This window comes from Streptomyces sp. Pv4-95 (assembly GCF_045782725.1).
GTDB lineage: Bacteria > Actinomycetota > Actinomycetes > Streptomycetales > Streptomycetaceae > Streptomyces.
Genome location: NZ_CP127172.1, coordinates 1,638,631 through 1,651,221 on the forward strand (window position 1 = coordinate 1,638,631; position 12,591 = coordinate 1,651,221).

The 12,591-nt window shown below is 74.2% G+C and carries 11 protein-coding genes; 5 read left to right on the forward strand and 6 right to left on the reverse strand.

All coding sequences use genetic code 11. The annotated features are described in order from the left end of the window. Positions 1-23: 23 nt before the first annotated feature. Positions 24-1,382 (reverse strand): NAD(P)/FAD-dependent oxidoreductase, encoded by a 1,359-nt coding sequence (locus QOM21_RS07425; protein WP_407548945.1) that lies wholly within the window; start codon positions 1,380-1,382, stop codon positions 24-26. 556 nt (positions 1,383-1,938) lie between these two features. Between QOM21_RS07425 and QOM21_RS07430 the strand changes: the two genes are divergently transcribed. Next, the gene (locus QOM21_RS07430; RefSeq protein WP_407548946.1) at positions 1,939-2,463 is read left to right on the forward strand and encodes a DUF6286 domain-containing protein; all 525 of its coding nucleotides are present in this window, start codon (positions 1,939-1,941) and stop codon (positions 2,461-2,463) included. A 429-nt stretch (positions 2,464-2,892) separates the two neighbouring features. Continuing rightward, positions 2,893-3,810, forward strand: coding sequence for a YihY/virulence factor BrkB family protein (locus tag QOM21_RS07435; protein ID WP_407548947.1), 918 nt, complete (start codon positions 2,893-2,895; stop codon positions 3,808-3,810). 48 nt (positions 3,811-3,858) lie between these two features. Here QOM21_RS07435 and QOM21_RS07440 read toward each other — a convergent pair whose 3' ends face one another. Next, positions 3,859-4,170, reverse strand: coding sequence for a 4a-hydroxytetrahydrobiopterin dehydratase (locus QOM21_RS07440; protein WP_407548948.1), 312 nt, complete (start codon positions 4,168-4,170; stop codon positions 3,859-3,861). Between the two features lie 160 nt (positions 4,171-4,330). On the opposite strand from QOM21_RS07440, the gene QOM21_RS07445 reads away from it, so the two are divergent. Further along, entirely contained in the window at positions 4,331-5,143 is an 813-nt protein-coding gene (locus tag QOM21_RS07445) for a helix-turn-helix domain-containing protein (protein WP_407548949.1), read from the forward strand. 40 nt (positions 5,144-5,183) lie between these two features. Here QOM21_RS07445 and QOM21_RS07450 read toward each other — a convergent pair whose 3' ends face one another. The 3 genes from QOM21_RS07450 to QOM21_RS07460 all read right to left on the reverse strand — a co-directional run bounded on the left by QOM21_RS07450 (position 5,184) and on the right by QOM21_RS07460 (position 9,579). Continuing rightward, a complete protein-coding gene (locus tag QOM21_RS07450) occupies positions 5,184-5,594 on the reverse strand; it encodes a nuclear transport factor 2 family protein (RefSeq protein WP_407548950.1) in 411 nt (136 codons plus the stop codon). Positions 5,595-5,806: 212 nt separating this feature from the next. Further along, complete coding sequence (locus QOM21_RS07455) at positions 5,807-7,279, reverse strand: amino acid permease (RefSeq protein WP_407548951.1); 1,473 nt, start codon at positions 7,277-7,279, stop codon at positions 5,807-5,809. Between the two features lie 86 nt (positions 7,280-7,365). After that, positions 7,366-9,579: a phage holin family protein gene (locus tag QOM21_RS07460; protein ID WP_407548952.1), complete on the reverse strand. Its 2,214-nt coding sequence runs from the start codon at positions 9,577-9,579 to the stop codon at positions 7,366-7,368. 181 nt (positions 9,580-9,760) lie between these two features. Here QOM21_RS07460 and QOM21_RS07465 point away from each other — a divergent pair, with 181 nt between their 5' ends. Both QOM21_RS07465 and QOM21_RS07470 read left to right on the forward strand, forming a co-directional pair. Further along, on the forward strand, positions 9,761-10,543 hold the full coding sequence (locus QOM21_RS07465) for an MBL fold metallo-hydrolase (protein WP_407548953.1): 783 nt from the start codon (positions 9,761-9,763) through the stop codon (positions 10,541-10,543). Continuing rightward, complete coding sequence (locus QOM21_RS07470) at positions 10,540-11,202, forward strand: DedA family protein (RefSeq protein WP_407548954.1); 663 nt, start codon at positions 10,540-10,542, stop codon at positions 11,200-11,202. Before QOM21_RS07465 ends, QOM21_RS07470 begins: the two co-directional genes overlap by 4 nt. 26 nt (positions 11,203-11,228) lie before the next feature. On the opposite strand, the gene QOM21_RS07475 is transcribed toward QOM21_RS07470, so the two are convergent. Beyond that, on the reverse strand, positions 11,229-12,272 hold the full coding sequence (locus tag QOM21_RS07475) for an MBL fold metallo-hydrolase (RefSeq protein WP_407555601.1): 1,044 nt from the start codon (positions 12,270-12,272) through the stop codon (positions 11,229-11,231). Positions 12,273-12,591: the final 319 nt, after the last annotated feature.

The window sequence follows — 12,591 nt, forward strand, 5'->3', positions numbered from 1 at the left end:
GGGAGTCCCGGACCTCCCGGGGCTCACCACCGCACCCCCAGCCTGGCCGCGGCCGCCACCCCGGAGCGGGCGCCGTCCTCGTGGAATCCCCAGCCGTGATACGCGCCGGCGAAGGCGATGACGGTGTCGTCCAGGGCCGGCAGGCGCGCCTGGGCCGCCACCGATTCCGGGGTGAACACGGGGTGTTCGTAGACCATGCGGGCCAGCACCTTCGCCGGGTCCACCCGCTCGGCCGCGTTGAGGGTGACGACGTAGTCCTCGGCCGCGTCCAGCCGCTGCAGCCGGTTCATGTGGTAGCTGACCAGCACCTGGCCGGCGTCCGCGGAACACGACGGCATCAGGTAGTTCCAGGAGGCGGCGGCGCCCCGACGGCGCGGCAGGGGCGCGGTGTCGGTGTGCAGGAGCGTGGGATTGCGGGAGTAGCCGAAGGCGCCGAGCACCTCGCGCTCGGTGTCGGTGGCGTCGGGCAGCAGCCGCAGCGCCTGGTCGGGGTGCACGGCGATCACGGCGGCCCCGTGGCGGTCGACGCCGCCGTCCGCCGCGACGACCTCGACACCGCCCCCGGCCGCCCGGCGCACGGCCCGCACGGGTGTGCCCGTCCGGACGGCATGCAGCTGCTTGGCGACCCGGTCGACATAGGTGCGCGAGCCGCCGGTGACGGTGCGCCAGGTGGGCGAGCCGCCGACGGCCAGCATGCCGTGGTGGTCGAGGAAGCGGAACAGGTACCGGGCAGGGTAGCGCAGGGCGGTGGCCGGGCCGCAGGACCAGACCGCGGAGACCAGCGGGGTCATGTAGTGGGCGGTGAAGTACGCGGAGAACCGGCCGCGCCGCAGGAACTCGCCGAGAGTGAGTTCGGGGTCCGCCTGCGGCTCCGGGGCCACGCCGGCGCCCTCGTCCGCGGCAGGTCCGGGCGCCGCGGCGCCCACCCGCGCACCGCCGCCGGCGTCCGCCGCCGCCCCGGCGGCCAGCAGCGCGCGTGCCGCACGGCGGAAGGCGACCACCTCGGTCAGCATCCGCAGATAGCGCGGGCGCAGCGCGTTGCCCGGCCGGGCGAACAGCCCGGCGGGACCGCGGGCGCCCGCGTACTCCAGCCCGCAGCCCTCGCACCGCACGGACATGCTCATCTCCGACTCCTGCGTCGGCACGTCCAACTCGTCGAAGAGGCGCAGCAGGTGGGGGTAGGTGCGGCGGTTGTGCACGATGAAGCCGCTGTCGACGGGCACCACCCGGCCGTCGGGGGCGCGGACGTCGTGAGTGTGGGCGTGCCCGCCGAGCCGGCCGTCCGCCTCGTAGAGCGTGACGTCGCGTGCGGTGCTCAGGACGTACGCGGCGGTCAGTCCCGCCACTCCACTGCCGATCACGGCGACGCTGCGCTGCCGCATCCCTCGCCCTCCTCACGCCGGTGAGCGGCACCCGGTGCACCGCCCTTCACCCGCTATTCGGAGCCGACGGGCGAAGGGATTGGCCCGGTCCGGAAGATCGGCCTCCGACCGACGCCTCCACCAGCGGGAAAGGGGCGAGCCGGTCATGTCGGACGCGGTCGCGCACCTCCGCGGGCGGGATACGGAGGGAGTGCCTCCGGGGCGCCGGTGCGGGCGCGCCGGAGGACGGCGTGCGGCGAGGTGTCCGATGCCGTTTACCGGGGCGGTGCGAGGGCAGATACTCCCGCCGCCTCGCGGCGACGCGGGCGCACGCCGGCGGCCCGGCCGGCCGCGGTTCTCGCCTCCCCGCCATGCGGCCGGAACGCGGTCACCCCATACCATCCGGCATCATGCGGCCGCGCGAACCGTGCCGATCCGGGAGATCGGTCGGCGATACGGCGGGACCGTGGGACGGTGGGACACGTGAAGCGGCGGTTGGCGAGGAAGACGACGACGGAGGCGGGCGGCGATGTGGCGTAGGAGCAGCGGGCAGAGGGCGGAGCCCGGCAGGCGAGGGGTGGAGCGCGGGCGCTCCACGGCGTGGCCGGTGGGCCTCGGGCTGCTGGGCTGTGCGGTACTGCTCGGACCTGCCGCGGCCGTTCTGCTGTCGCGTGAGCTGCCGGCCTGGATCAGCACGTGGACCGGGCACCTCGCGCTCCTGGCGACGGACGGCTGGGCGATCGGCGGCGTCGCGCTCCTCGCGCTGGCCGGGGCGGCCATGGTGGTCACGGCACTCATACCCGGCACTCACCGGGAGCTGACGAGGGGCCCGTTGATTCCCGGGGTGCGCGCGTCGCTGGACCGGCGCGGCGTCGGCAGCGTGCTGCGCGACACGGCCCTGCGGGTCCCCGGAGTGGCCGGCGTCCGCGTGCGCGTGCACCGCCGGCGCGCAGTCGTACGGGCGGTACTGGCCTTCGGTGACCCCGCCGAGGCCCGCGAGACCCTGGTCGCCGCCCTGGCAGCCCACCGGGACCGGCTGGGCCTCTCCCGCCCGCCGCGGTTGGTCGTACGCATCGCGCCGCTCGTGTGCCCCGCGCCGTGACACGCGCTCCGGCGCGGAGACCCGGGAGCCGAGGGGCACGGGAGGGGGGAGCGCGAGCGGGGCTCCGGCGCAAGGGATGATGGCGGTAGCGGCCTGACGGCCGACAGCGAGGGCGTACCGACGGCACCACCGCCGTACGCCCACGGCACGGAGCGCAGGGCACGCCACCCTTGAGCGCGGGGAGATGAGCCGGTCGCGGTATCCGGCTCGCAGGAGAGGACGAAGTGGACATGGGTGGGAGCGGTGTGCGCCGCGGGCCGGGCCGGACGCGGCCGGCTCCGACGGGACCGGCAGCGCGGGCGGGCCGGGCGCCCGCCCGCGGCCTGCCGGCGCGCCGTGAGCCGGCGTCGGCGGGAGCGCGGCACTGCTCCGGGCCGAACCGGCCGGTCGAAGAGCCGCGGCTGCGCACCCTCGCTCCGGGAGACCTTCGTGTCCGCTGACGCCACCCGGCCCGACGGACCCGAGCAGCCCGACACGCCGCCTTCGAGCCTGCCCACCTGGGCCCAGTGCCGCACCGCACTGCGCCGTACACCGGTGTCCGTCTGGAACGACGATGTGACGGACTGGGCGGCGAGCCTGACCTACTACTCGGTCCTGGCGCTGCTGCCCGCGCTGATCGTCACGGTGTCGCTGATCGGGCTGGCCGATCCCCCGGCCACCGAGCAGCTCATCAACCACCTGACCTCCCTCGCCCCGGCCGACTCCGGGCCGACCGTGCGCCGGGCGCTGGTGACCATGGCGCATCAGCGCGCCGCGGCGTGGGTGGTGGTGGGCGGCGCCATGATCAGCGCCCTGTGGTCGTCGTGCAGCTATCTCGCGGTGTTCCGCCGGGCCCTGCACGCCATGCACCGTACGAAGGACGACCGCCCGCCGTGGCGCAAGGCGCCGCGCATCCTGGCGACGGCGCTGCTGCTCATGGCCCTGCTGATCATCAGCGCGGTGGCGCTGCTGGTGAGCGGGCCGATCGCCAGCGCCCTCGGCCGGGCACTCGGACTGGGCACGGCGGGCGAGGCCACGTGGAACATTCTGAAGTGGCCCCTGTTGCTGCTGCTCGCCATCGTGCTGGTGATGGTGCTCTTCCGGTCCGGGCCGCCCCGCTCCCGCGGTGTGCGGCGGGCGGCTCCCGGCGGACTGGTCTCCGTGCTGATGTGGCTGGTGTCCTCGGCGGGCTTCGCGATCTACGCCTCGTACGTGGGCACCTTCAACCGGCTCTACGGTTCGCTCGCGGGCCCGGTGGTCTTCCTGATCTGGCTGTGGTTCTCCCACCTGTCGCTGCTGTCCGGCGCCCAGTTCAACGCCGAACTGGCCCGCGCGAGGCGTCCCATGGAGCTTCCGGAGAACCGCTGACGGCGGCCCGGCGCGCGGCGGCGGGCACGTCCCGGCACCCGCCCGCGGTCAGTGCGCGCCGTGGCCCGGGGCGACCTTCTCGACGCGGCGCGCGAGGTCGAAGTCGAGGTCGGTGACCCGGCCGCCCGCGCTGTGCGTGTTCACCGCCACGCGCAGCCGGCGGTAGCTGAGCGTGAGAACGGCGTGATGGCCCAGCTCCTCCTGGATCGCCGCGACATGCAGCAGCGCCGCGGCAGCCGCGAAGTTCTCGTCGAAGGAGTAGCTGCGGCGCAGCAGGTCGTCCTCGACGGACCAGCCCGGCAGCTGCGCCAGACGCTCCTGGATCTCCTCTTCGCCGAGCGGTTGCCCTTGAGCTGTCATGGCGCTCGCCTCTCCGCTGTGTGCCGGTGACTGCCGCAGCTCCTGCGGCACCTTCAGCCTGGCACGCCGGCAGGCCCGTCGCGACGGGACACGAGGGACGACGCCGGCAGAGGCGCACCGCGCGCGTCCCGGCGAGGCGCCGTCCAGTACGGTCCCTCCCATGACGACTGCCGCGGCGCTCTCCACGAAGACCACGGGCGTGGGAGCCCTGTTGCGCGCATGGCGCGATCGCCGCCGGATCAGCCAGCTGGAGCTGGCACTGCGCGCCGACTCCTCGGCGCGGCACATCAGCTTCATCGAGACGGGCCGCTCCCGGCCCAGCGCGGACCTGGTGCTCCGGCTCGCCGAACACCTCGACGTCCCGGTCCGCGAGCGCAACGCCCTGCTGGTCGCGGCCGGTTACGCGCCACGGTTCCCCGAGACCCCCATGGACGACCCGTCGATGGAAGCCCTGCGCACGGGCATGGAACGGATGCTGACCGCCTACGAGCCGTTCCCCGCGCTGGTGATGGACGGTACCTACGACGTGCAGGCCGCGAACCGGGGAATCACCGTGCTCCTGGAAGGCGTCGACCCGTCCTTGCTGCGTCCGCCGCTGAACGCCATGCGGATCACCCTCCACCCGCGAGGACTGGCACCGCGTATCCGCAATTTCCTGGAATGGCGCGCGCACCTCTTCGCGCAGATGGAGCGGCAGCTCGCCCTGCTGCGCTCCGCGCCGCTGCGGGCGCTCCACGACGAGGTGCGCGGCTATCCACTGCCCGACGGCGGCCGGGAGGACGCGGACCTCGGGGAGCACCCGCCGTTCGCGCTCCCCCTGAGGATCGAGCACCGGGGCGCGGTGCTGTCCTTCATCTCCACCCTCGCGACCTTCAACACCCCCATGGATGTCACGGTCTCCGAACTCGCGGTGGAAACCTTCCTCCCGGCCGATCCGCAGACAGCCGCCGCGCTCCGTACCTGGTCGCTGTAGGAGCGCCCGGCGGCTCGCGCTGCCCACCGGCCCGTGGGGCTCAGGCTGCCGGTACCCGGTCGAGGAATCCGAGAACGGAGCGGATCCGGCCGTCCTCGGCCAGCCGCACCACATCGAAGCCCGCGACCGGCGCGCTGCCGTCCGCGACCGCGACCAGTTCCCAGCCGAAGCGTGCGATGTCGTGATGGCCCTCGACGTCGCCCAACGGCCGGAAGACGAACCCCGGGAACTGCTCGTGCGCGCCCGCGATCACCGCCGCGATCCCCTCGTGGCCGGCCACGTCCGCCAGCGGATCGGTGTACCGCCCCTCCTCGGTGAAGGCCCCGGCGACCGCCTTGCCGAGGGCGTCCTCGCCGGTCGCGTTCCACGCCTCGAAGTACCGCGCGACGGCGTCCGCGTAGCGGGACGGTTCGGGAGTCGGACGGCCTGCCTGCTGCTCGTGCGGTGTCATGACACGCTCCTTGGATGTCCGGAGGGGACGGCTGACGGAAACCGATTCACGGGCCGGAGTGCGCCGGCCCGTGAACCGATGCCCTCACCCTGCCGGGGCGGGGAGCGGTGGTCGATTACGCGAGAGGTAATGGCAAGGAACGCGGGGCAGCGGGAATGGCCGGTCGGTGGACTGTCCCGTCCCGCCGTCCGCTCGCCCCGAGGGGGCGGCGCCTACCGGGCGTCCGTGCCCGTCGGCGAACCCTCGACCGACGCGGCAGCCACGGCGTTGGGCGCCGCGGGCTGCTCGGGCCGACCGGACTCGTCGGGGATCGCGTCGTCGGACCCGTCCACCGCCACGTCGGCGGTCCCGGGAGCCCCGGTCGCCGCCGGCTGCCGGCCCGTGCGTCGGGCCGCCATCCACACGTAGACCAGGATTCCGGCGAAGAGGAACAGCACGCCCTGGTAGATGGCGGCGTAGCCGGCGCCCGCGACGAGCCAGAAGGTGAAGCCGAACGCGGCCAGCGCCAGGGTCAGGTCGCGGGCGAAGCGGGCCGGGCGGACCCGGTCGCGGCGGCCGGACAGCAGGAAGTAGATCTGGGCGCCGGCCGCGAGCAGATACGGGACGGTGGCCGAGAAGGTGGTGATCAGCACCAGGATCTCGAAGACGCCACCGGTGCCTGCCAGGTAGTTGATCACCGTCAGGGCGGTGGCCAGCAGGGCGGCCGTCAGGACGCCGAAGGTCGGCACGCCGCGCCGCTTGGTCAGGAAGGCGGCCGGGAACAGGCCGTCCTTGGCGGCGGCGTACGGGGACTGGGCACTCATCAGCGTCCAGCCGTTGAGCGCGCCGACGATCGAGATGACCGCCGCGCCGGCGACGAGGGTGCCGCCCCACTGTCCGCCGAACATCGCGTTCACCGCGTCCGAGAACGGCGCCTTGGACGCCACCAGCTTGTCGTGGGAGACGGTGCCGAACACGGCGAGGGTGCCGAGCAGGTAGACGACGGCGGCGCCGATGGTGCCCAGGACGGTGGCGCGGCCGACGTTGCGCTCCGGGTCACGGACCTCGCCCGCGCTCATCGCGGCGGACTCCACCCCGACGTAGCTGTAGAGCAGTATCGCGGCCGCCGCGGACATCCCGCCGACCGCGCTGCCGCCGCCCTCGTGGAAGGAGCCGAGGTTGTCCGGGTCGAAGAAGAACAGGCCGACGACGGCGATGAAGAGCAGCGGGACGAACTTCAGGACGGTGGAGACCATCTGGACGGCGCCGACGTAGCGGGTGCCCGCGAAGTTCGCGAGAGCCGGCAGCCACAGTGCGCACAGCGCCACCACGAGGTCGATGCCGCCGGACTCGTGTCCGGGGACGAGGACGTGGACGTAGCCGACCGCGGCGACCGCGAGCGCCGCGTTGCTGACCCAGGTCATGGTCCAGTAGGACCAGGCGGAGAGGAAGCCGGCGAAGTCGCCGAACGCCTCGCGCGCGTAGACGTAGGGCCCACCGGTGTCCGGGTGCCGCTCGGCGAGCCGTCCGAAGACCAGGGCGAGAGCGAGGGCGCCGATCGTCAGCACGCCGAAGGCGACCAGGCTGACGGTGCCGAAGGGGGCCACCGAGGCGGGCAGCAGGAAGATGCCGCCGCCGATGATGTTGCCCATCACCAGGGCGGTGGCGGTTCCGAGACCGAAGCGGCGGGTGTGCCGGTCGTGCATGGCGTGGTGGCCTCTCGTCGTGCGCGGTGCACCCGGGATTGCCGGGCGGTTGATTATCGTCGGCGAACGGCGGGCGTCGGCCCAAATCAGCGGGTTTTGTCCTGCGGAGTGTGGCCCTCGGGTGAAAAACCTTCGGGTGGACCCACCGCGCGCCGCAGTTCGTCCTCACCCTCGGTGACCTGGGGCTGTTGTCCGTGTTCCGCCGGCATGGCCCGTGACCTGCGGCCGTCCGCCGAGGATGCCCTGCCCGGCCGTGGCGTGTCCGTGCCGGTCGTGACCGGCAGCTGCGGCCCGTCGGCCTCCACCAGCCAGCGCCGCAGCACCCGGTGGACGTGCTCCGCGCCGACCAGCGGCTCCCCGTCGGCGGTCGGCGCGGTCAGCTCCAGCGGCCAGAGCAGGAACGGGTGGCTCTGGGCGCCGCCCAGGCCGCCGTGCGAGCCGATCTGCTCCTCGAAGGCGTGCACCGACCCGGTCACCGGATCGTGGGCGGAGTTGACCATGAGGTCGGCGGTGTGGCGGAAGCGGTCGGTGCGGCGCACCGCTTCGGCCGCCCCCTCCCCGAACGGCGCCAGTGGATCGGCGCCGACGATGTGCCCGGTGTCGAGGTGGTGTTCGGTGCCCGCGGGGCCGAGCACCACCGCTCCGTGCTGCGCGGAACGCACGAGGACGAAGCCGATCCCGGGGTGGTTGGCGAGGGTGGGGAGCAGCGCGGGGTGGCGGCGTTCCAGTTCCTCCCGGGTGATCCGGCCGGGCACGTCGGGGAAGGACACCAGCCCCAGATTCCCGGAGGCCAGCACGACCGGGCGGGAGGAGCTGTGCCCCTCGGTCTCCTCCGGCCGGTGCAGGGCGGCGCGCGCCGCCTCCCTGGCCTCGGCGCCGCTCGGCGTGCGCCCCACGCGCCGTGACACCGGCAGCCCGCACCCTGCGCGTACGAGGTCGCCCAGGCTCAGCCCGTAGCACTCCAGGAAGGTCGCGCCGTGGCTCTGCCCGTGGTCGGAGAGCAGCACGATGCGGTACGGGCGCGGCGCGTACCGGGCGGCGGCGCCGATCAGCGCGATCGACCGGTCGAGGCTGCGCAGCACCTGGTGGGTGTCGCGGTGGCCCGGCCCGGAGTGGTGCGCGACCTCGTCGTAGGCGACGAGGTCGGCGTAGACCGCGCTGCGGCCGGCGAGCATGTCACCGACGACGGCGGCCACCACGACATCGCGTTCGACGACGGTCGCGAAGGCCCGGATGACGGGGTAGAGGCCGCCGCGCTTGACCCTGGGCCGCTCATGGCGGAAGCGGGTGCGCAGCGACTGGACGATCTCGCGGACCACCTCGGCGACGAAGGAGACGGCGGTGCGGGTGGCGTTGGCCGGGTCGGAGAAGTACGCGAAGTAGCCGGCCCGGGAGCGGTTGTGCCTGCCCCGGCGGGCCGCCACCGACATCACCAGGGCGACCTGGTCGGCGCCGCCGCTGAAGAGGTTGCCGCGGCTGGCGCCGTCGTAGGCGAGCAGGCCGCCGTACCCGGTGCGCTCGACGGCGCGCCGCTGGAGTTCGGCGGCGCCGGTGGGCCTGTTGCAGACGAGGAGTTGGCCGGTCTCCTTCTCGTACCAGCGGAAGGCGGGCAGGTCGTCGTTGCTGCCGTGCAGGATGGCGAGCTGGCTGGCGCCGGTCTGGCTGGACCAGTCGGTGCGCCACGGGGTGAGGCGGTGACTGCTGCCGGCCCAGCGGGCGACGGTCTCCATCAGCGGCCGGTCGCCGCTGATGGCCTCGCGCAGCAGGTCGTGGCCCAGGCCGTCGAGCTGGAGGAAGACCGTGCCGGGGGTCCGCGGGCGGCGGGCCGGGCCGGCTCGGCGTAGGCGGCGCCCGGCGAGCCGCACCAGCCGCCGGCGGTAGGCCGCGTCGTTGCGTACCGCGAGGAAGGCGGACGTCGCGGAGGAGGTCGCGGACATCACCGCCGCGACGATCACGGCGGTCTCCGGCGCGGCCTGCCCGCGTCCCTCGGGGATCAGGCCGAGCGCGAGCAGCAGGAGGGAGCCGTTGAGGAAGAAGACCAGCAGCCCGAGCACGAGGGCGGGCACCAGCAGCAGGGCCCGCACGAGCAGCGGCCAGACCAGTGCGCTGAGCAGGCCGAACGCGCCGGCGCCGAGAGCGGCGGTGGCGGCGGTGCGGGTGAGGCTGTCGCCACCCGGGGACTGCAGCCGGAAGTCGGGCAGCAGCGCGGCGAGGACGAGCAGGGTGAGGCTGGAGACCGCCCAGACGGCGAGCACCCGCAGCAGCGCGCCGCTCAGGCTCCGCCACCTCGCTGTCCGCACGTCCTGCCACCTCACACGCTCGGCCCACGCCGGCTGCGCGGGCGTGCGGCCAGCGTGTCACAGACCGCCGGAGCGACGAGCGGCCACCGCTGGTGCTCCGCGAGCGGTTCGGGCGCCCGGCCACCGTTTCCGGGTGCATGGTGGAGGATCGGGAGAGAACGGAGCAGACGGGAGGTCATCGATGGCGGTGGAGGTCACCTGGTGGGGGCACGCCACCGTGACGGTCGAGGACTCCGGGGTGCGGGTGCTGACCGACCCGCTGTTCGTGCGCCGGCTGGCACATCTGCGGCGCCGGCGCGGCGCCCTGCCCCCACCGGAGGCCGCGCGGGCGGATCTGGTCGTGGTCTCCCATCTGCATGCCGACCACCTGCACCCGGCGTCGCTCGCCCGTCTCTCCCCCGGTACCCGGCTGGTGGTGCCGCGCGGGGCGATGGCGGCGGTGGCGGGTCTGCGGCGGGTGGCCGCCGAACGGCACCTGCGGGTCACCGAGGTGCTGCCCGGTGAGGAGGTCGTGGCCGGGCCGGTGACGGTGCGGGCGGTGCGCGCGGCGCACGACGGGCGGCGGCTGCCCTACGGACCGCAGCGGGTGCCCGCGCTCGGCTATGTCGTGCAGGGCGCGGCCCGGACGTACTTCGCCGGGGACACCGGGCTGTTCGACGAGATGGCCGACGAGGTCGGGGCGTGCGAGGTGGCACTGCTTCCGGTGGGCGGCTGGGGCCCGTTCCTCGGTCACGGCCATCTGAACGCGCGGCGCGCGGCGGAGGCGGCGGCCCGACTGGCGCCGTGCAGCGCCGTCCCGGTGCACTACGGCACGTACTGGCCGATCGGGATGGACGCTGTACGGCCGCACGAATTCCACTCGCCGGGCCAGGAGTTCGAGCGGCAGAGCGCTCTGGTCGCTCCGGAGGTACGGGTGCACCGCCTCGGTCACGGCGAACGCATTCGGCCGGTGGTCGCCCGATGACGCTCCTCGGTGACCTGGCGCGGAGTGTGCCGCCGGAGTCCACGCAGCAGGCGGTGACCTATCCGTCGCTGTTTCTGCTGGTGGTGCTGGGGTCGTTGGTGCCGGTGGTGCCGACCGGCGCGCTGGTCAGTTCGGCGGCGGTGGTGGCCTTCCACCACACCTCGCCGTTCTCCCTGCTGATCGTCTTCGGTGTGGCGGCGAGCGCCGCGCTGCTCGGCGACATCGGGCTGTACTGGCTCGGGCAGCGCGGCGTCCACTCCGCCAACGGCTCCCGCTGGCTGGAGCGGCTCCGCGCCCGCGCCGCGCCGGAGCGGCTCGCCCAGGCCCGGCACCGGCTTCAGGAGCACGGCGTGCTGGTGCTGGTGCTGTCGCGGCTGGTCCCGGCGGGGCGGATTCCGGTCATGCTCGCGTGTCTGCTGTCCGCGATGCCGCTGCGGCGGTTCGTCCGGGGTGACATCCCGGCCTGTCTGGCCTGGGCGGCGACGTACCAGCTCATCGGCCTGCTGGGCGGCTCACTGTTCAGCGAGCCCTGGGAGGGCGTGGCCGCGGCCGTCGGCCTCACGCTCGCGCTCGGCGCGGGGCCGGCGCTCTGGCGGCGCGTCAGGCCGGCGGACGGGCCGGACAGACACAGCGGGCACCGCGACGGCACCTCGGACTGAGGAACTTCCGCAGGTCGGCGACATCATCAGCGCTCGTCGAGGACCCGCGACCCGCCCACCGGCAGGTCCCAAAGGTCTTCCCTGGCACGGCCGGTGGCGGCCCACGCGGCACGCACGCGGTGCAGCGGTTCCAGCGGCGGCTCGGCGGAGAGCAGGAACGTCGACCAGTGCATCGGCACCAGGCTCCGGGCGCCGAGGTCCTGGCACGCCCGGACGGCCTCCTCCGGGTCGGTGTGCACCGGTCGCAGCATCCAGCGCGGGTCGTAGGCGCCGATGGGCAGCAGCGCCAGATCGATGCCCGGGTAGCGGTGGCCGATCTGCTCGAACCAGTGGCCGTAGCCGGTGTCCCCGGCGAAGTGGATCCGCCGTCCGTCGGGCGCGGTGAGCACCCAACCGCCCCACAGGGAGCGGCAGGTGTCGGTGAGGGTCCGTTTGCTCCAGTGGTGTGCCGGGACGAAGTCGGCGCGTACGGCGCCCCCGGGGGCGGGCAGTTCGACGCCCTCCCACCAGTCGAGGTCGGTGACCTGGGTGAAACCGCGCCGCCTTGCCCAGGGGGCCAGTCCGGCGGGGAGCAGGAGCGGGGTCTCGCGCGGCAGGCGTTTCAGCGTCGGGGCGTCGAGATGGTCGTAGTGGTTGTGGCTGATGACGACCGCGTCGACGGGTGGCAGATCCTCCCAGCGGACGCCGACAGGGGTGACCCTGGCCGGGGTGCCGAGGATCTTGCGGGACCAGACCGGGTCGGTCAGGACGGTCAGGCCGCCGATCCTGATGACCCAACTGGCGTGCCCGGCCCAGGTGAGAGCGACGGTCGTGGGGCCGGCGGCCGGCAACGAACCAGGTGCGAAGGGGAGTTCGGTGATCTGGCGGAGCGCTTCGGGGGCCGGCCGCAGCTTGCCCTCCCGGGCGATCCTGGCGAGCGCGCGGACGCCTGGCAGCGGTGCCGTCAGCCGGTCGGTGAAGTCGCGCGGCCAGCTGCGGGGCTCCCCCAGAGGGCGGGGCTCGGGCAACGGCGGCGGGAGGACCGGGGCGGCGGGGCCCGCAGGCGGGTACGCGGTGGCCGGACCTGCCACGCCCTCGGCGGGTAGCGTGGGCTCGACGAGGTGCACCGGCCCGCCGTGGCGCACGCCCTCGACACCGTGCGGCGTCTCGACACCGTGCGTCATCTCGAAGCCGACGGCCGTCGCGGTGGCCTCGGCGTCCAGGCCGCTCGCGCCCGTACCGCCGTCGGCCGCGGCTGCCGTATCGGCCGCTGCCACCGCGGCCGCAGGCCGCATTTCCCCGGAAGGACCGTCCAGCGCGCTCCGTTCGACGGCCGGGCGGCTCTCGCCCGGTGTGGAACCCGCGCTGGAGCGCTCGGTCTGTTCGGTCATCGACGGCTCCAATTCGGTG

What these genes read in the sequence shown, in the direction of transcription:
- QOM21_RS07425 (WP_407548945.1), bottom strand. Translation starts at nt 1,382, where the DNA reads ATGCGGCAGCGCAGCGTCGCCGTGATCGGCAGTGGAGTGGCGGGACTG.
- QOM21_RS07440 (WP_407548948.1), bottom strand. Translation starts at nt 4,170, where the DNA reads ATGACAGCTCAAGGGCAACCGCTCGGCGAAGAGGAGATCCAGGAGCGT.
- QOM21_RS07445 (WP_407548949.1), top strand. Translation starts at nt 4,331, where the DNA reads ATGACGACTGCCGCGGCGCTCTCCACGAAGACCACGGGCGTGGGAGCC.
- QOM21_RS07450 (WP_407548950.1), bottom strand. Translation starts at nt 5,594, where the DNA reads ATGACACCGCACGAGCAGCAGGCAGGCCGTCCGACTCCCGAACCGTCC.
- QOM21_RS07455 (WP_407548951.1), bottom strand. Translation starts at nt 7,279, where the DNA reads ATGCACGACCGGCACACCCGCCGCTTCGGTCTCGGAACCGCCACCGCC.
- QOM21_RS07465 (WP_407548953.1), top strand. Translation starts at nt 9,761, where the DNA reads ATGGCGGTGGAGGTCACCTGGTGGGGGCACGCCACCGTGACGGTCGAG.
- QOM21_RS07470 (WP_407548954.1), top strand. Translation starts at nt 10,540, where the DNA reads ATGACGCTCCTCGGTGACCTGGCGCGGAGTGTGCCGCCGGAGTCCACG.